General features: G+C 69.4%; 15 protein-coding genes. 12 read left to right on the top strand and 3 right to left on the bottom strand.

Features of this window, described 5'->3' with window-relative positions; translation table 11 throughout:
• Together rpoB and BLS70_RS16410 are read left to right on the top strand one after the other, a co-directional pair.
• Window positions 1-3,507, top strand: coding sequence for a DNA-directed RNA polymerase subunit beta (rpoB, locus tag BLS70_RS16415; RefSeq protein ID WP_091770173.1), 3,507 nt, complete (start codon window positions 1-3; stop codon window positions 3,505-3,507).
• Window positions 3,508-3,601: 94 nt separating this feature from the next.
• Window positions 3,602-7,519 carry a DNA-directed RNA polymerase subunit beta' gene (locus tag BLS70_RS16410; RefSeq protein WP_091770171.1) on the top strand — a complete coding sequence of 1,306 codons (3,918 nt, stop codon included), beginning with the start codon at window positions 3,602-3,604 and terminating at the stop codon, window positions 7,517-7,519.
• A 93-nt stretch (window positions 7,520-7,612) separates the two neighbouring features.
• On the opposite strand, the gene BLS70_RS16405 is transcribed toward BLS70_RS16410, so the two are convergent.
• The 3 genes from BLS70_RS16405 to BLS70_RS16395 all read right to left on the bottom strand — a co-directional run bounded on the left by BLS70_RS16405 (window position 7,613) and on the right by BLS70_RS16395 (window position 9,993).
• On the bottom strand, window positions 7,613-8,656 hold the full coding sequence (locus tag BLS70_RS16405; protein ID WP_091770169.1) for an LLM class F420-dependent oxidoreductase: 1,044 nt from the start codon (window positions 8,654-8,656) through the stop codon (window positions 7,613-7,615).
• Between the two features lie 61 nt (window positions 8,657-8,717).
• The gene (locus BLS70_RS16400; protein WP_091770167.1) at window positions 8,718-8,933 is read right to left on the bottom strand and encodes a hypothetical protein; all 216 of its coding nucleotides are present in this window, start codon (window positions 8,931-8,933) and stop codon (window positions 8,718-8,720) included.
• A gap of 76 nt (window positions 8,934-9,009) precedes the next feature.
• Complete coding sequence (locus BLS70_RS16395; protein ID WP_091770165.1) at window positions 9,010-9,993, bottom strand: chymotrypsin family serine protease; 984 nt, start codon at window positions 9,991-9,993, stop codon at window positions 9,010-9,012.
• A gap of 622 nt (window positions 9,994-10,615) precedes the next feature.
• Between BLS70_RS16395 and rpsL the strand changes: the two genes are divergently transcribed.
• The 10 genes from rpsL to rpsS all read left to right on the top strand — a co-directional run bounded on the left by rpsL (window position 10,616) and on the right by rpsS (window position 18,347).
• Window positions 10,616-10,990, top strand: a complete 375-nt coding sequence (rpsL, locus tag BLS70_RS16390; RefSeq protein WP_029340027.1) for a 30S ribosomal protein S12 — start codon at window positions 10,616-10,618, stop codon at window positions 10,988-10,990.
• Window positions 10,990-11,460, top strand: coding sequence for a 30S ribosomal protein S7 (gene rpsG / locus BLS70_RS16385; protein WP_091770163.1), 471 nt, complete (start codon window positions 10,990-10,992; stop codon window positions 11,458-11,460). The genes rpsL and rpsG overlap by 1 nt, the downstream gene beginning before the upstream one ends.
• A gap of 98 nt (window positions 11,461-11,558) precedes the next feature.
• Window positions 11,559-13,658 (top strand): elongation factor G, encoded by a 2,100-nt coding sequence (gene fusA / locus BLS70_RS16380; protein ID WP_091770161.1) that lies wholly within the window; start codon window positions 11,559-11,561, stop codon window positions 13,656-13,658.
• Window positions 13,659-13,754: 96 nt separating this feature from the next.
• Window positions 13,755-14,948, top strand: a complete 1,194-nt coding sequence (gene tuf / locus BLS70_RS16375) for an elongation factor Tu (protein ID WP_091770159.1) — start codon at window positions 13,755-13,757, stop codon at window positions 14,946-14,948.
• A gap of 137 nt (window positions 14,949-15,085) precedes the next feature.
• The gene (gene rpsJ / locus BLS70_RS16370) at window positions 15,086-15,391 is read left to right on the top strand and encodes a 30S ribosomal protein S10 (RefSeq protein WP_014377994.1); all 306 of its coding nucleotides are present in this window, start codon (window positions 15,086-15,088) and stop codon (window positions 15,389-15,391) included.
• Window positions 15,392-15,406: 15 nt separating this feature from the next.
• Window positions 15,407-16,072, top strand: coding sequence for a 50S ribosomal protein L3 (rplC, locus tag BLS70_RS16365; RefSeq protein ID WP_091770157.1), 666 nt, complete (start codon window positions 15,407-15,409; stop codon window positions 16,070-16,072).
• Window positions 16,069-16,860: a 50S ribosomal protein L4 gene (gene rplD / locus BLS70_RS16360; RefSeq protein ID WP_091770155.1), complete on the top strand. Its 792-nt coding sequence runs from the start codon at window positions 16,069-16,071 to the stop codon at window positions 16,858-16,860. The genes rplC and rplD overlap by 4 nt, the downstream gene beginning before the upstream one ends.
• Window positions 16,857-17,159: a 50S ribosomal protein L23 gene (gene rplW / locus BLS70_RS16355; protein WP_091770151.1), complete on the top strand. Its 303-nt coding sequence runs from the start codon at window positions 16,857-16,859 to the stop codon at window positions 17,157-17,159. The genes rplD and rplW overlap by 4 nt, the downstream gene beginning before the upstream one ends.
• A 51-nt stretch (window positions 17,160-17,210) precedes the next feature.
• Window positions 17,211-18,044 (top strand): 50S ribosomal protein L2, encoded by an 834-nt coding sequence (gene rplB / locus BLS70_RS16350; RefSeq protein WP_091770149.1) that lies wholly within the window; start codon window positions 17,211-17,213, stop codon window positions 18,042-18,044.
• 21 nt (window positions 18,045-18,065) lie between these two features.
• A complete protein-coding gene (rpsS, locus tag BLS70_RS16345) occupies window positions 18,066-18,347 on the top strand; it encodes a 30S ribosomal protein S19 (protein ID WP_029340037.1) in 282 nt (93 codons plus the stop codon).
• Window positions 18,348-18,361 lie beyond the last annotated feature (14 nt).

Below are 18,361 nucleotides of genomic sequence, written 5' to 3'. Positions count from 1 at the left end.
TTGGCAGGCTCTCGCCCCACCAGCATCAACCCCAGCACCACCGAGTCCGGCACCACCCGCACCACCCCGACGCCGCAGGACGGCCCCCGCACCGGCGAGGCCGACCAGGCGAAGATCCCCGGCGCGCCGCTGCGCGTCTCGTTCGCCAAGATCTCCGAGCCGCTCGCGGTCCCCGACCTGCTGGCCCTGCAGACGGCGTCGTTCGACTGGCTGATCGGCTCCCCCGAGTGGCGCGCCACGCTCGCCCCGGAGGAGCAGGAGTCCGCAGTGGGCGGTCTGGCCGAGATCCTCGAGGAGATCTCGCCGATCGAGGACTTCAGCGGCTCGATGTCCCTGTCCTTCTCCAACCCGCGCTTCGAGGACGTCAAGGCGTCCCTCGAGGAGTGCAAGGACAAGGACATGACCTACGCGGCGCCGCTGTTCGTCACCGCCGAGTTCATGAACAACACCACCGGCGAGATCAAGAGCCAGACGGTGTTCATGGGCGACTTCCCGATCATGACGAGCAAGGGCACGTTCGTCATCAACGGGACCGAGCGCGTCGTCGTCTCCCAGCTCGTGCGCAGCCCCGGCGTCTACTTCGACAAGTCGCTGGACAAGACGTCGGACAAGGACGTCTTCAGCGCCAAGGTCATCCCCAGCCGCGGTGCGTGGCTGGAGTTCGACGTCGACAAGCGCGACACCGTCGGCGTCCGGATCGACCGCAAGCGCCGCCAGCCGGTCACCGTGCTGCTCAAGGCGCTGGGCTGGACCGAGGACCGCATCCGCGAGCACTTCCAGTGGTCGCCCACGGTGCTGGCCACCCTCGAGAAGGACCACATCGCCGGCACCGACGAGGCGCTGCTCGACATCTACCGCAAGCTGCGCCCGGGCGAGCCGCCGACGCGTGAGTCCGCGCAGGCGCTGCTGGAGAACCTGTTCTTCAACCCGAAGCGCTACGACCTGGCGAAGGTCGGCCGGTACAAGGTCAACAAGAAGCTGGGCGTCGAGGTGCCCAAGGGCACCAGCACGCTGACCGAGGACGACATCGTCGCCACCATCGAGTACGTCGTGCGTCTCCACGCCGGCGACCCGGAGCACGGCACCGACGACATCGACCACTTCGGCAACCGTCGCCTGCGCACCGTGGGCGAGCTGATCCAGAACCAGATCCGGGTCGGCCTCTCCCGCATGGAGCGCGTGGTCCGCGAGCGGATGACGACCCAGGACGTCGAGGCGATCACGCCGCAGACCCTGATCAACATCCGGCCGGTCGTCGCCTCCATCAAGGAGTTCTTCGGCACCAGCCAGCTGTCGCAGTTCATGGACCAGACCAACCCGCTCGCGGGCCTGACCCACAAGCGCCGCCTGTCGGCGCTGGGCCCGGGTGGTCTGTCCCGTGAGCGCGCCGGCATGGAGGTTCGCGACGTGCACCCGAGCCACTACGGCCGGATGTGCCCGATCGAGACCCCGGAAGGCCCGAACATCGGCCTGATCGGCTCGTTGTCCTCGTTCGGCCGGGTCAACGCGTTCGGCTTCATCGAGACGCCGTACCGCAAGGTCGAGAACGGTCAGGTCACGACGCAGATCGACTACCTGACCGCCGACGAGGAGGACCGCTTCGTCGTCGCCCAGGCCAACAGCCCGCTCGACGCGCAGGGCCGCCTCGCCGAGGAGCGAGTCCTGGTCCGCACCAAGGGCGGTGAGGTCGACTACCTCGCCCCCGAGAACGTGGACTACATGGACGTCTCGCCGCGGCAGATGACCTCGGTCGCGACGGCGATGATCCCGTTCCTCGAGCACGACGACGCCAACCGCGCGCTCATGGGCGCGAACATGCAGCGTCAGGCGGTGCCGCTGCTGCGCAGCGAGGCCCCGCTCGTCGGCACCGGCATGGAGCTGCGCGCCGCCGTCGACGCCGGCGACGTGGTCGTCGCGGAGAAGGCCGGTGTGGTCGAGGACTCGACCGCCGACTACGTCACCGTCATGGCCGACGACGGAACCCGGCAGACCTACCGTCTGCTGAAGTTCCAGCGTTCGAACCAGGGCACCTCGATCAACCAGAACCCCGTCGTGGACGAGGGCCAGCGGGTCGAGGTCGGCCAGGTCATCGCCGACGGGCCGTGCACCGACCAGGGCGAGATGGCGCTGGGCAAGAACCTGCTCGTCGCCTTCATGCCGTGGGAGGGCCACAACTACGAGGACGCGATCATCCTGTCGCAGCGCCTCGTGCAGGACGACGTCCTGTCCTCGATCCACATCGAGGAGTTCGAGGTCGACGCCCGCGACACCAAGCTCGGTGCCGAGGAGATCACCCGGGACATCCCGAACGTCTCCGAGGAGGTCCTCGCGGACCTCGACGAGCGCGGCATCATCCGCATCGGTGCCGAGGTCGTCCCCGGCGACATCCTCGTCGGCAAGGTGACGCCCAAGGGCGAGACCGAGCTGACCCCCGAGGAGCGGCTCCTCCGCGCGATCTTCGGCGAGAAGGCGCGCGAGGTGCGCGACACGTCGCTGAAGGTCAAGCACGGTGAGTCCGGCAAGGTCATCGGCGTCCGCGTGTTCTCCCGCGAGGACGGCGACGAGCTGCCCGCCGGCGTCAACGAGCTGATCCGGGTCTACGTCGCCCAGATGCGCAAGATCTCCGACGGCGACAAGCTCGCCGGACGCCACGGCAACAAGGGCGTCATCTCGAAGATCCTGCCGCAGGAGGACATGCCGTTCCTCGAGGACGGCACCCCGGTCGACATCGTCCTCAACCCGCTCGGTGTCCCCGGCCGCATGAACGTCGGCCAGGTCCTGGAGATGCACCTCGGGTGGATCGCCAAGCAGGGCTGGGACGTCGAGGGCACCCCGGACTGGGCGGCCAGCCTGCCCGAGGCGGCCCGGTCGGCCGCTCCGGGCACCCGAACCGCGACGCCGGTGTTCGACGGCGCCAAGGAGGACGAGCTCATCGGCCTCCTCGGCTCGACGACCCCGAACCGCGACGGCAACCGGATGGTCAAGGAGACCGGCAAGGCCCGCCTGTTCGACGGCCGGTCGGGGGAGCCCTTCCCCGAGCCGATCGCCGTGGGCTACGTCTACATCCTGAAGCTGCTGCACCTGGTGGACGACAAGATCCACGCCCGGTCCACCGGCCCGTACTCGATGATCACGCAGCAGCCGCTGGGTGGTAAGGCGCAGTTCGGTGGTCAGCGCTTCGGTGAGATGGAGTGCTGGGCGATGCAGGCCTACGGCGCGGCCTACGCGCTGCAGGAGCTGCTCACCATCAAGTCCGACGACATCCTCGGCCGCGTCAAGGTGTACGAGGCGATCGTCAAGGGCGAGAACATCCCCGAGCCGGGCATCCCCGAGTCGTTCAAGGTGTTGCTCAAGGAGCTCCAGTCGCTCTGCCTGAACGTGGAGGTCCTCTCCAGCGACGGCAACGCGATCGAGCTGCGCGACACCGACGACGAGGTCTTCCGGGCCGCGGAGGAGCTGGGCATCGACCTCTCCCGCCGCGAGCCGTCGTCCGTCGAAGACGTGTGATCGGTGGTCGGCCGGCCCTGAGCAACCGGGGCCGGCCGACCGCTCCACCACAGCCATAGAAGCGAAGCACTAGCCCCTGAAAGGGGTCACCACCTTGCTCGACGTCAACTTCTTCGACGAACTGCGCATCGGGCTGGCCACCGGCGATGACATCCGCCAGTGGAGCCACGGTGAGGTGAAGAAGCCCGAGACCATCAACTACCGCACCCTCCGCCCGGAGAAGGACGGTCTCTTCTGCGAGAAGATCTTCGGTCCCACCCGGGACTGGGAGTGCTACTGCGGGAAGTACAAGCGCGTCCGCTTCAAGGGCATCATCTGCGAGCGCTGCGGCGTGGAGGTCACCCGCGCCAAGGTGCGTCGTGAGCGGATGGGCCACATCGAGCTGGCCGCGCCGGTCACCCACATCTGGTTCTTCAAGGGCGTTCCCTCGCGCCTGGGCTACCTGCTCGACCTGGCGCCCAAGGACCTCGAGAAGATCATCTACTTCGCGGCCTACATGATCACCACGGTGGACGACGAGGCGCGTCACCGCGACCTCCCGACCATCGAGGCGGAGATCAGCGCCGAGAAGTCCAACCTCGAAGGCCAGCGCGACGCCACCGTCGAGGCCCGTCAGCAGAAGCTCGAGGCCGACCTGGCCGAGCTCGAGGCGGAGGGCGCCAAGTCCGACGTCCGCCGCAAGGTGCGCGAGGGCGGCGAGCGCGAGATGCGCCAGCTGCGCGACCGCTCCCAGCGGGAGATCGACCGCCTCGACGAGGTGATGGACACCTTCCGCAAGCTCGAGGTCAAGCAGCTCATCGCCGACGAGGGCCTCTACCGCGAGCTGCGCGACCGCTTCGGTGAGTACTTCGAGGGCGGCATGGGCGCCGCGGCGCTGCAGAAGCTGCTCTCCGGCTTCGACCTCGACGCCGAGGCCGCCTCGCTGCGCGAGACCATCCGCAGCGGCAAGGGCCAGCGCAAGCTGCGGGCCCTCAAGCGGCTGAAGGTCGTGGCTGCCTTCCAGCAGACCCGTAACTCGCCCATGGGCATGGTGCTGGACTGCGTTCCGGTCATCCCGCCGGACCTGCGCCCGATGGTGCAGCTCGACGGTGGCCGCTTCGCGACCAGCGACATGAACGACCTGTACCGCCGCGTGATCAACCGGAACAACCGGCTGAAGCGTCTGCTGGACCTCGGCGCCCCCGAGATCATCGTGAACAACGAGAAGCGGATGCTCCAGGAGTCCGTGGACGCGCTGTTCGACAACGGCCGTCGCGGCCGTCCGGTCACCGGTCCGGGCAACCGTCCCCTGAAGTCCCTGAGCGACCTGCTCAAGGGCAAGCAGGGCCGGTTCCGCCAGAACCTGCTCGGCAAGCGCGTCGACTACTCCGGCCGTTCGGTCATCGTCGTCGGCCCGCAGCTGAAGCTGCACCAGTGCGGTCTGCCCAAGCAGATGGCGCTGGAGCTCTTCAAGCCCTTCGTCATGAAGCGGCTCGTCGACCTCAACCACGCGCAGAACATCAAGTCCGCCAAGCGGATGGTCGAGCGTGCGCGCCCGGTCGTGTGGGACGTGCTGGAAGAGGTCATCACCGAGCACCCGGTTCTCCTGAACCGTGCGCCGACCCTGCACCGTCTGGGCATCCAGGCCTTCGAGCCCCAGCTGGTCGAGGGCAAGGCCATCCAGATCCACCCGCTCGTCTGCACCGCGTTCAACGCGGACTTCGACGGTGACCAGATGGCGGTGCACCTGCCGCTGTCGGCCGAGGCGCAGGCCGAGGCCCGGATCCTGATGCTGAGCTCGAACAACATCCTGAGCCCGGCCGACGGTCGTCCGATCACCGCGCCGACCCAGGACATGGTGCTGGGCCTGTACCACCTGACGACCCTGGTGCCCTCGCGGCACGAGGCCGACGGTGGAACGCCGGCGTCCTTCTCCTCCGCGTCGGAGGCCGTCATGGCCTACGACATGGGGGCCCTGGGCCTGCAGGAGCGCGCGCTCATCCGCCTCGACGAGGTGTTCGGCGTCGACAACGGCAAGGTCAACGAGGCCTGGACGCAGCCGGAGGACTGGACCCCCGGTCAGCCCGCGCTCGTCGAGACCTCGCTGGGCCGCGTGCTGTTCAACGAGGCCCTGCCCGAGGACTACCGCTTCGTCAACTACCAGGTGCCGAAGAAGGAGCTCGGGGCGATCGTCAACGACCTCGCCGAGCGCTACCCCAAGGTGCAGGTCGCGGCGACGCTGGACGCCCTCAAGTCCGCCGGCTTCCGCTGGGCGACCCGCTCGGGCGTCACGATCGCCATCGACGACGTCGTCACCCCGCCGGCCAAGCGCGAGATCATGGACCGGCACGAGGCCGAGGCCGCCAAGATCGAGAAGCAGTACGAGCGCGGTGTCATCACCGACTCCGAGCGTCGTGGCGAGCTGATCGAGATCTGGACCCGCGCGCGGGCCGAGGTCTCCCAGGCGATGGTGGACAACTTCCCGACCACCAACCCGGTCTGGGTCATGGTCAACTCGGGCGCCCGAGGCAACATGATGCAGATCAGCCAGATCGCCGGTATGCGTGGTCTGGTCGCCAACCCGAAGGGCGAGATCATCCCGCGGCCGATCAAGGCCAACTTCCGGGAGGGTCTGTCCGTGCTGGAGTACTTCATCTCCACGCACGGTGCCCGCAAGGGTCTCGCGGACACCGCCCTGCGTACCGCCGACTCCGGGTACCTCACCCGGCGTCTGGTGGACGTCTCGCAGGACGTCATCATCCGCGAGGAGGACTGCGGCACCGAGCGCGGCGTCGTCATGCCGATCGGCACGATCACTGGTGACGGAGCCGGCGCGACCGTGACTCGCGATGCGCACGTCGAGACCAGCGTCTACGCCCGTGCCCTGGCCGCCGACGTGGTGGCCGAGGACGGGACGGTCATCGCCCCGGCGAACGCCGACCTGGGCGACGTCCTGATCCAGACGCTGATCGACGCCGGTGTGGCGGAGGTCAAGGTGCGCTGCGTGCTCACCTGCGAGTCGCTGCTGGGCACCTGCGCCACCTGCTACGGCCGCTCGCTGGCCTCCGGCAAGCTGGTCGACGTCGGTGAGGCCGTCGGCATCATCGCCGCGCAGTCCATCGGCGAGCCCGGCACCCAGCTGACGATGCGCACCTTCCACACCGGTGGTGTGGCCGGTGCGGACATCACGCACGGTCTGCCGCGTGTGGTCGAGCTCTTCGAGGCCCGTGTCCCCAAGGGCAAGGCGCCGATCGCGGAGCTCGCGGGCACCGTCCGGATCGAGGACAGCGAGCAGTTCCGCAAGCTGACCATCACCCCGGACGACGGCTCCGACGAGGTCGTCTACGAGAAGCTGTCGCGTCGCTCGCGGCTGCGGGTCGAGGACGGCGCGCACGTCGAGGTGGGCGAGCAGCTCACCGAGGGTGCGGTGGACCCGCACGAGGTGCTGCGGATCATGGGCCCGCGCGAGGTGCAGCTGCACCTGGTCCGCGAGGTCCAGGAGGTCTACCGGTCGCAGGGTGTGTCGATCCACGACAAGCACATCGAGGTGATCATCCGCCAGATGCTGAAGCGGGTGACCATCATCGACTCGGGCGCCACGGAGTTCCTGCCGGGTGCGCTGGTCGAGCGGACGCTGTTCGAGACCGAGAACCGCCGTGTCGTCGCCGAGGGCGGCGAGCCGGCCTCGGCCCGTCCGGTGCTCATGGGCATCACGAAGGCCTCGCTCGCGACCGAGTCGTGGCTGTCGGCCGCCTCCTTCCAGGAGACGACCAAGGTCCTCACCGACGCCGCGATCCAGGGCAAGAGCGACAGCCTGCTCGGCCTCAAGGAGAACGTGATCATCGGAAAGCTGATCCCGGCGGGTACGGGCATCAGCCGCTACCGGAACATCACGGTCGAGCCGACCGAGGAGGCGCGGGCCGCCGTCTACACGATGGCGGGCTACGACGACGGGCAGTACTACAGCCCCGACGTCTTCGGTCAGGGCACCGGCGAGGCCGTGCGTCTCGAGGAGTACGACTGGCGGCAGTGATGCCGACCAGGCAGTGACGAAAGGGCCCCCAGGTCGAGAGACCTGGGGGCCCTTTCGTGTGCCTCGGGACTTCCGGCGCGGAAGTCCCGACGGTCAGTTGGTCAGCTTCTTCATGGTCTCGACGGTCCTCAGGCGGCCCTCGGGGCTGCCGTCGAGCGGCTGGATCATCAGCGTGGTGACGCCGGCCTCGCGGAAGGCGGCGATGCGCTCGCGGACGTGGGACTCGGGGCCGATGAGCGACGTCGCGCGCACCAGCTCGTCGGGCACCTTGGCCGCCGCCTCGTCCTTCTTGCCGTCGAGGTAGAGGTCCTGGATCTCCTTGGCCTCCGCCTCGAAGCCGTAGCGCACCGCGAGGTCGTTGTAGAAGTTCTTGCCGCGGGCGCCCATGCCGCCGATGTAGAGGGCCAGGCCGGGACGCACACGGTCGAGCAGGTCCTCGGGGAGGTCCTCGCCGATGGCCACGGGGACGCCGGTGATCACCTGCAGGTCCCCCAGCTCGGGGTCCCGCTTCGCCTTGCCGGCGGCGAGGGCGTCGCCCCACACCGACTGCGCGCGCTCGGGCATGAAGAAGATCGGCTCCCACGCCTCGGCGATCTCGGCCGCGAGCTCCACGTTCTTCGGGCCGAGGGCGGCGAGCATGACGGGGATCCGCTCGCGCACCGGGGTGTTGATGAGCTTCAGCGGCTTGCCCAGCCCGGTGCCCTGGCCCTCCGCCAGCGGGATGTCGTACTTCTTGCCGTGGTGCTCCACGCGCTCGCGGCGCCACACCTTGCGGCAGATCTCCACGACCTCGCGGGTGCGCTGCAGCGGGGCGTCGTAGGGGACACCGTGCCAGCCCTCGATGACCTGGGGGCCCGACGCGCCCAGCCCGAGCGTGAACCGCCCGCCGGAGACGAAGTCCAGGCCGGCGGCCGTCATGGCGGTCAGGGCCGGCGTGCGGCTGTAGATGGGGAAGATGGCGGAGAGCAGCTCGACCCGCTCGGTCACCGCCGCCAGGTAGCCCAGCTGGCTGACCGCGTCGAACGTGTAGACCTCGGCGACCGCCGCGACGTCGAGCCCGGCGGACTCGAGGTCGCGGAGCTCCGCCGCGGTCTGGGTGAACCCACCGCTGTAACTGGCCTGGGTGCCGATGCGCACGTTGCCCTCCTTCGGTTCCGGGCGCGCGTCGCGGCGCCCTGAGGGGCACGCTAGCGGCCCGCTACAAGGGACGGACCACGCCGATCACCTCGGTGACCACCCGGACGCCGTCGACGTCGCCCGGCACCCGCGGGGCGGCCGCCGGATCGGCCAGGTTCACCTTGAGCACGTAGCCGTCGTCGCGACGGGCCAGCCCGATGCCGACCACGCCCGGGTCGGAGGAGAGGCGCGCGGTCAGCGCGCTCTTCGCGGCACGCGCTGCGGCCCGGTCGGTCATGCGCCCATGGTGCCCCTCCGGGCAGCCTGAGGACACCCAGGCGCCCCCCGTGGCCCGCTGCAGGGGCTGCCGCGAGCTAGCGGGTGGTGGGGGGCAGGAGGTCCGTCAACCACTCCGCACCCAGCACGGCGAGCACCGTCGCCAGCGGGTTGGCGAAGGTGACGCCCGACCCGTCGTACCCGCCGGTGGTGCTGCCGGCGAAGAGCAGCGCGACGGGGGCCCGGTCCCGGCTGCGCCAGATGACCGAGCCGCTGTCCCCGCCCGCGCTGAAGCCGCCCGCCGTCCCCTGGATCTCGATCTGGTCGTCGAAGCGGTGCACCACGTCGTCGTACTGGACGGCCACCCCGTCCACCTCGACCGCGGTGACCAGGCCGTGCGTGTGCCCGGTCGTGCGGCCGATCTTCTCCACGGTGTCGTCCGGGTCGATGTCGAGGGCGTCGGGGACCAGGCCGCCCAGCGGGCCGCCCGGCACGTTCCCGGGCTCGGCGCCGACACCGGCGTCCAGGAGCGCGACGGCGGCGTCCACCAGGTTGGGCAGGCCCTCGCGGAAGCGCTCGAATGCGGCCAGCGTCGCCACCCGGTCGCCCGGACCGCCCCCGTCGGCCGGGCCGGGCTGCAGGACGGCGTCGCCGACGGCTGCGGCGTCGCTGGCCGCCAGCACGTGGTTGTTGGACAGCATCGCGGTGCGCCCGCCGACGCGGACGAAGCCGCCCAGGGTCCCGGCCGTGACGTCGGGGTGCGCGACGGAGATGCCGGGGCTGAGCGGCCGGATCCGCTGCTGGAGCTCGTCCGGGGTGGGGGAGCGCAGGGCCCGGACCCGGCCGATGACCCGGACGTCGAGCTCCTGCTCGGCCGCCCGTCCCAGGTCGGGGAGCAGCGCCCGGTCGCCGTCCCGCTGGAGCCGCACGGCCACCCGCGCACCGGCCGCGCCGGCCGGGGTCAGGCCCACCGCCACCCAGGGCCAGGGCGCGTCGGTACCGGCGTCGGCGGCGACGACGGGCGCGGCCGGCAGCTGCTCGAGGATGCGGGCCTTCAGCTCACGGGCGGAGTCGGGGTGCACGGGACCTCCGGGGCAGGGGAGTGGGACGTGCGGGACGCTAGGTCGCGGGTACGACCGAAACCGGGTGACCTCTCATCGGGATGCCCGTGCCGCCGCCGGCCTACTCCCGTCCGGCGACCCCAGGGGGTACCGTCCGACGCGCTCCGGCGACGGCGCGCGGAACGCGTGCGGCGCAGGGGAAGAAGACCGGGCCGCCCGTCGTTGCCCGGGGTGTCACCCGCCCCCGGTGGGTGGTGGCCGGCCTCCGGCCGTGCGTGTGAGGGACCCGGCTTTGACCGGTCCTCCGGGCGCGGGTATCGTGGTCAGCCGTGCCCAGGGTGCCCTGGGCCAGCTCCCGTTCAGCGGTGCGCCTGGGTGACCTTCCACGGTCACCGGGGACCGCCCTCCGGCCCCCGGCCGGAAGGTGGCGGCGCCGAATCGCGAGGGGCAACCGAGTTCGGTCCGACCGCGGACCGGTCCCGAGTTGGGCGACACGCCCGACCGCGGGGGCCGGACAACGGCCGGCGGCCGGGTCCGGGTGGATCTCCTCCGGGGGTCCGGCACCCGCGCACGACCAGCAGGACCACGACATCAGCTCGAATCGCAAGCACCACCCAGCGCAGGTAGGAGATCCAGGCCACCCATGCCCACGATCAACCAGCTGGTCCGCAAGGGCCGCGAGGACAAGGTCGAGAAGACCAAGACTCCGGCGCTGAAGGGTTCGCCCCAGCGCCGCGGAGTCTGCACGCGCGTGTACACGACGACGCCGAAGAAGCCGAACTCGGCGCTGCGCAAGGTCGCCCGCGTCCGCCTCACCAGTGGGGTCGAGGTCACCGCCTACATCCCCGGCGTCGGCCACAACCTGCAGGAGCACTCGATGGTGCTCGTGCGTGGCGGTCGTGTGAAGGACCTGCCGGGCGTGCGCTACAAGATCATCCGCGGCTCGCTGGACACGCAGGCCGTCCGCGGCCGCAAGCAGGCCCGCAGCCGCTACGGCGCCAAGAAGGAGAAGAGCTAATGCCTCGCAAGGGCCCCGCGCCGAAGCGGCCGCTGGTCATCGACCCGGTCTACCAGTCGCAGCTGGTCACCCAGCTGGTCAACAAGGTGCTCGTCGACGGCAAGCGTTCGATCGCCGAGGCGATCGTCTACGGCGCCCTCGAGGGCGCCCGCGCCAAGAACGACACCGACCCGGTCGTCACGCTCAAGCGCGCGCTGGACAACGTCAAGCCGAGCCTCGAGGTCCGCAGCCGCCGTGTCGGTGGCGCGACCTACCAGGTCCCGGTCGAGGTCCGCGCCTCCCGCAGCACGACGCTCGGCCTCCGCTGGCTCATCCAGTACAGCCGGGCCCGTCGCGAGAAGACGATGACCGAGCGCCTCATGAACGAGCTGCTCGACGCGAGCAACGGCCTCGGTGCCGCCGTCAAGCGGCGCGAGGACACGCACAAGATGGCCGAAGCGAACAAGGCCTTCGCGCACTACCGCTGGTAACGCAGGGCACCAGCGCCCGCCGTCGGCGGGACTCCCGGGGACGCTTCACGAGAGCTGCCCGGTAACCCGCACACGGACAAGAACCAAGAGGGGAAGCAATGGCCAGCAACGAGGCCCAGCTCCGCAAGACCCGCAACATCGGGATCATGGCGCACATCGACGCCGGCAAGACGACGACCACCGAGCGCATCCTCTTCTACACCGGTATCACGTACAAGATCGGTGAGGTCCACGACGGCGCAGCCACCATGGACTGGATGGAGCAGGAGCAGGAGCGCGGCATCACCATCACGTCGGCCGCGACGAAGTGCTCCTGGAACGGCCACGACATCAACATCATCGACACCCCGGGGCACGTCGACTTCACCGTCGAGGTGGAGCGCTCGCTCCGCGTGCTCGACGGTGCCGTCGCGGTCTACGACGGTGTCGCGGGCGTCGAGCCGCAGACCGAGCAGGTGTGGCGGCAGGCCGAGAAGTACGGCGTCCCGCGCATGTGCTTCGTCAACAAGCTCGACCGCACCGGCGCAGACTTCTTCCGTTGCGTCGACATGATGGTCGAGCGGCTGGCCGCCAACCCGCTGGTCCTGCAGCTCCCGATCGGTGCCGAGGCCGACTTCATCGGTGTCGTCGACCTGGTCGAGATGCGCGCGCTCACCTGGCGCGGTGAGACCAAGATGGGCGAGGACTACGCCGTCGAGGAGATCCCGGCCGAGCTCGCCGACCAGGCCGCGGAGTACCGCGAGAAGCTGCTCGAGAACATCGCGGACTTCGACGACTCGCTCATGGAGGACTACCTCGGTGGCGAGGAGATCGCGGTCGACCGCCTGAAGGCGGCCATCCGCAAGGCCACCATCGGCGGACAGGTCAACCCGGTCCTCACCGGAACCGCGTTCAAGAACAAGGGCGTGCAGCCCCTGCTCGACGCGGTCGTGGACTACCTGCCCAGCCCGCTGGACATCGAGGCCATCGTCGGCACCGCGCTCGACGGCGAGACCGAGGTCCTGCGGCACGCCGACGAGGACGAGCCGTTCTCGGCCCTGGCCTTCAAGATCCAGACCGACCAGCACCTGGGCAAGCTGACGTACGTCCGCGTGTACTCGGGCCGGCTCGACGCGGGCACCGCGGTGCTGAACAGCACCAAGGACCGCAAGGAGCGGATCGGCAAGATCTACCAGATGCACGCCAACAAGCGCGAAGAGCGCGCCGGCGTGGGTGCGGGTCAGATCGTGGCGGTCAACGGCCTCAAGCAGACGACGACGGGTGACACCCTCTGCGACCCGCAGAACCCGGTCATCCTCGAGTCGATGTCCTTCCCCGCTCCGGTCATCTCGGTCGCCATCGAGCCGAAGACCAAGAGCGACCAGGAGAAGCTGGGCACCGCGATCCAGAAGCTGGCCGAGGAGGACCCGACCTTCCAGGTCAAGCTGGACGAGGAGACCGGCCAGACGGTCATCTCCGGTATGGGCGAGCTCCACCTGGAGATCCTCGTCGACCGCATGCGCCGCGAGTTCAACGTCGAGGCCAACGTCGGCAAGCCGCAGGTCGCCTACCGCGAGACGCTCCGCAAGGCCGTCGAGCGCTACGACTACACGCACAAGAAGCAGACCGGTGGGTCCGGCCAGTTCGCGAAGGTGCAGATCGCCCTGGAGCCGCTCGAGATGAGCGCCGACTCGGCGACCTACGAGTTCGAGAACAAGGTCACCGGTGGTCGCATCCCGAAGGAGTACATCCCCTCGGTCGACCAGGGCATGCAGGACGCCATGCAGTACGGCGTCCTGGCCGGGTACCCGATGGTCGGCGTCAAGGCGTCGCTCCTCGACGGGCAGTACCACGAGGTCGACTCCTCGGAGATGGCCTTCAAGATCGCCGGATCGATCGCCTTCAAGGAGGCGGCGCGCAAGGCCAGCCCGGCCCTGCTGGAGCCGCTCATGGCGGTCGAGGTGACGACGCCCGAGGACAACATGGGTGACGTCATCGGCGACCTCAACTCCCGCCGCGGCACCATCCAGGCGATGGAGGAGCGCTCCGGCGCCCGCATCGTCAAGGCCCTGGTCCCGCTGTCGGAGATGTTCGGCTACGTGGGCGACCTGCGCAGCCGCACCCAGGGACGGGCGAGCTACTCGATGGTCTTCGACTCGTACGCCGAGGTCCCGGCCAACGTCGCCAAGGAGATCATCGCCAAGGCGACCGGCGAGTAGTCGCCAGACCGGTCGCGGGCCCAGCCCGCGGCCGGCGGGCCCCGCCCGAAACCCCAGAGCACGCACCACCTGCGTAACCACGAGGAGAGGAACCCAGTGGCCAAGGCCAAGTTCGAGCGGACCAAGCCGCACGTCAACATCGGCACCATCGGGCACATCGACCATGGGAAGACGACGCTGACCGCGGCGATCACCAAGGTCCTGCACGACAAGTACCCGGACCTCAACGAGGCGTCCGCCTTCGACCAGATCGACAAGGCGCCCGAGGAGAAGGCCCGCGGCATCACGATCTCGATCGCGCACGTCGAGTACCAGACCGAGGCTCGCCACTACGCGCACGTCGACTGCCCCGGGCACGCCGACTACATCAAGAACATGATCACCGGTGCCGCCCAGATGGACGGCGCGATCCTCGTGGTCGCGGCGACCGACGGCCCGATGCCGCAGACCAAGGAGCACGTCCTCCTGGCCCGCCAGGTCGGCGTCCCCTACATCGTGGTGGCCCTGAACAAGGCCGACATGGTGGACGACGAGGAGATCCTGGAGCTCGTCGAGCTCGAGGTCCGCGAGCTCCTCAGCGAGTACGAGTTCCCGGGCGACGACGTCCCCGTGGTCCGCGTGTCCGCGCTCAAGGCCCTCGAGGGCGACGCGGAGTGGGGCGACAAGCTCATGGAGCTGATGAACGCCGTCGACACCGCGATCCCGGAGCCGGAGCGCGACATCGACAAGCCGTTCCTCATGCCCGTCGAGGACGTCTTCACCATCACCGGTCGTGGCACGGTCGTCACCGGCCGCGTCGAGCGTGGCATCGTCAAGGTCTCCGAGGAGATCGAGATCGTCGGTATCCGCGAGAACTCGACGAAGACCACGGTCACCGGCGTCGAGATGTTCCGCAAGCTGCTCGACCAGGGCCAGGCCGGTGACAACGTCGGTCTGCTCCTCCGCGGCATCAAGCGCGAGGACGTGGAGCGCGGCCAGGTCGTCGTGAAGCCCGGCTCGATCACCCCGCACACCAACTTCGAGGGTTCGGTCTACATCCTCTCGAAGGACGAGGGTGGCCGTCACACGCCGTTCTTCAACAACTACCGTCCCCAGTTCTACTTCCGGACGACGGACGTCACCGGTGTCGTGACCCTGCCCTCGGGCACCGAGATGGTCATGCCCGGCGACAACACCGAGATGACGGTGGAGCTCATCCAGCCCATCGCCATGGAGGAGGGCCTCAAGTTCGCCATCCGTGAGGGTGGACGCACCGTGGGTGCCGGCCGGGTCGTCAAGATCAACAAGTAGTACCCCTGGTGGGCGGTGGCCGCGAGCCGGCCGCCGCCCACCACCGGGTCCCCGGACCCGACGGGTCCCCGGACCCACCCCGGGTCAGCAGACCCACTCGAACTTTCACAACCGATCGGCAGGAGCAGAAGACAGCGATGGCGGGACAGAAGATCCGCATCCGGTTGAAGGCCTACGACCACGAGGCGATCGATGCCTCGGCGCGACGCATCGTGGAGACGGTCACGAAGACCGGAGCACGAGTGGTCGGCCCGGTGCCGCTGCCGACGGAGAAGAACGTGTACGCGGTGATCCGCTCGCCGCACAAGTACAAGGACTCGTTCGAGCACTTCGAGATGCGCACGCACAAGCGGCTCATCGACATCCTCGACCCGACGCCGAAGACGGTGGACGCGCTCATGCGCATCGACCTGCCGGCCTCGGTCGACGTCAACATTCAGTAAGGGCAGTCAGCAGACATGGCGAGCACATTTCGCGGTCTCCTCGGCGAGAAGCTGGGGATGACCCAGGTTTTCGACGAGAACAACCGCCTCGTGCCGGTGACCGTCGTCAAGGCGGGCCCGTGTGTGGTGACCCAGGTGCGCACCCCCGAGGTCGACGGCTACTCGGCCGTCCAGCTCGGCTTCGGTGAGATCGACCCGCGCAAGGTGAACCGTCCCGAGGGCGGGCACTTCACCAAGGCGGGCGTGACGCCGCGGCGGCACCTGGTGGAACTCCGCACCTCGGACGCCGGCCAGTACACGGTCGGCCAGGAGCTGACCACGGACGTCTTCGACGGCGTGGCCAAGGTCGACGTCATCGGCACCAGCAAGGGCAAGGGCACCGCCGGTGTCATGAAGCGTCACGGCTTCAAGGGCCTCGGCGCCGGACACGGCGTGAAGCGCAAGCACCGCCACCCCGGATCCATCGGTGGCGCGTCGACCCCCGGTCGCGTGTTCAAGGGCCTCAAGATGGCCGGCCGCATGGGCCACGTGAAGACGACGACGCTGTCCCTGGTCGTCCACAAGGTGGACGCCGAGCGCGGACTGCTGCTGATCAAGGGCGCCATCCCCGGTCCGAAGGGCGGGCTCCTGCTCGTCCGTTCGGCCGTCAAGGGCGGCCCCGTGGGGAGTGACTCCAAGTGACCGCATCTACAACGGCAGGGTCGACCGAGACGCGCACCGACCGCCAGGTCGACGTGCGCACCCCGGCGGGGGAGACCACCGGCAGCGTGACGCTGCCCGGTGCGCTCTTCGACGCCGACGCGAACGTCTCGCTGATGCACCAGGTCGTCGTGGCCCAGCTGGCCGCGGCCCGCCAGGGCACGCACTCGACCAAGACGCGTGCCCAGGTCAGCGGTACCGGCGCCAAGCCGTACCGCCAGAAGGGCACCGGTCGTGCCCGCCAGGGCTCCCTGCGCTCGCCGCAGTTCTCCGGTGGTGGCGTCGCCCACGGCCCGGTGCCGCGCGACTACACCAAGAAGACGCCCAAGAAGATGAAGGCTGCCGCCCTGCGCGGTGCCCTCTCCGACCGGGCGCGCGAGGGCCGGGTCCACGTCGTGTCGGCGTTCGTCGACGGCGACGCCCCCCGGACCAAGTCCGCGCTGGCGACGCTGAACGCGATCACCTCCGCGAAGCGGGTCCTCGTGGTCCTCGACCACGACGACGTCCTCAACTGGGTGAGCCTGCGCAACCTGCCGCAGGTGCACCTGATCGAGGCCGGCCAGCTCAACACGTACGACGTGCTGGTGTCCGACGAGGTCGTCTTCACCGAGGCGGCGCTCGCCGAGTACGTGGCCGGGCCGGCCAAGGGCAAGCGCTCCGGCGCCGACCTGCCCGACCTCGCCACCCGCGAGATCCCGGGTGGCATCCCGTCCATCGCTCCCGCCGCAGGCGAGGGCACCGTCGAAGAGACCACCGAGGAGAAGGCATGAGCGTCCGCGACCCCCGGGACGTCCTGCTCTCCCCGGTCATCTCCGAGAAGAGCTACGGGCTGCTCGACAGCAACCAGTACACGTTCATCGTGCTGCCCGAGGCCAACAAGACGCAGATCAAGATCGCGGTCGAGCAGATCTTCAACGTGAAGGTCCTCGGCGTGAACACGATCAACCGCCAGGGCAAGCGCAAGCGCAGCCGGGGCACGCAGATGGGCAAGCGCAAGGACACCAAGCGCGCCATCGTCTCCGTCGCTCCCGGCGACCGCATCGAGATCTTCGGGGGCCCGGGCGCCTGACGGCACCCGGACCTACACGGACCAGAGATATAGACAGGGACTGAGTCAGCAATGGCTATCCGTAAGTACAAGCCGACGACGCCGGGCCGCCGCGGCTCCAGCGTCGCCGACTTCGCCGAGGTCACCCGCGACCATCCCGAGAAGTCGCTGGTCCGGCCGCTGCACGGCCGCGGTGGACGCAACGTCCACGGCAAGGTCACCGCTCGCCACCAGGGCGGCGGTCACAAGCGTGCCTACCGGCTGATCGACTTCCGCCGGGCGGACAAGGACGGCGTTCCGGCCAAGGTCGCGCACATCGAGTACGACCCGAACCGCACGTCGCGCATCGCGCTGCTGCACTTCGCCGACGGGGAGAAGCGGTACATCATCGCCCCGGCCCGCCTGAAGCAGGGCGACACGGTCGAGTGCGGCCCCGCGGCCGACATCAAGCCGGGCAACAACCTGCCGCTGCGGAACATCCCGGTCGGCACGGTGGTTCACGCCATCGAGCTCCGCCCCGGTGGCGGCGCGAAGATCGCCCGGTCTGCAGGCACCAGCGTCCAGCTGGTCGCCCGCGAGGGCCGGTTCGCCCAGCTGCGCATGCCGTCGGGCGAGATCCGCAACGTCGACGTGCGCTGCCGCGCCACCGTCGGCGAGGTGGGCAACGCCGAGCAGTCGAACATCAACTGGGGCAAGGCCGGCCGCATGCGGTGGAAGGGCAAGCGCCCGACCGTCCGCGGTGTCGCCATGAACCCGGTCGACCACCCGCACGGTGGTGGTGAGGGAAAGACCTCCGGTGGACGCCACCCGGTGAACCCCAAGGGCAAGCCGGAAGGCCGGACGCGCAAGCGGAAGGCCAGTGACGCCCTGATCGTGCGCCGCCGGCGCGCCAACAAGAAGCGCTGAGCGGGATAGGAGCCGACAGACATGCCACGCAGCCTGAAGAAGGGCCCGTTCGTCGACGACCACCTGCTCAAGAAGGTGGACGCCCAGAACGAGAAGGGCACCAAGAACGTGATCCGCACCTGGTCACGTCGTTCGACGATCATCCCGGACATGCTGGGTCACACCCTCGCGGTGCACGACGGCCGCAAGCACGTCCCGGTGTTCGTGACCGAGGCGATGGTCGGGCACAAGCTCGGCGAGTTCGCTCCCACGCGCACGTTCCGTGGGCACATCAAGGACGACCGCCGCTCGCGGCGGGGCTGACCAGGTAGAGAGAG

This window comes from Blastococcus aurantiacus (assembly GCF_900102425.1).
Taxonomy (GTDB): domain Bacteria; phylum Actinomycetota; class Actinomycetes; order Mycobacteriales; family Geodermatophilaceae; genus Blastococcus; species Blastococcus aurantiacus.
Note: the sequence above shows the minus strand (reverse complement) of the source record. Positions and strands in the feature narration are given on the sequence as shown.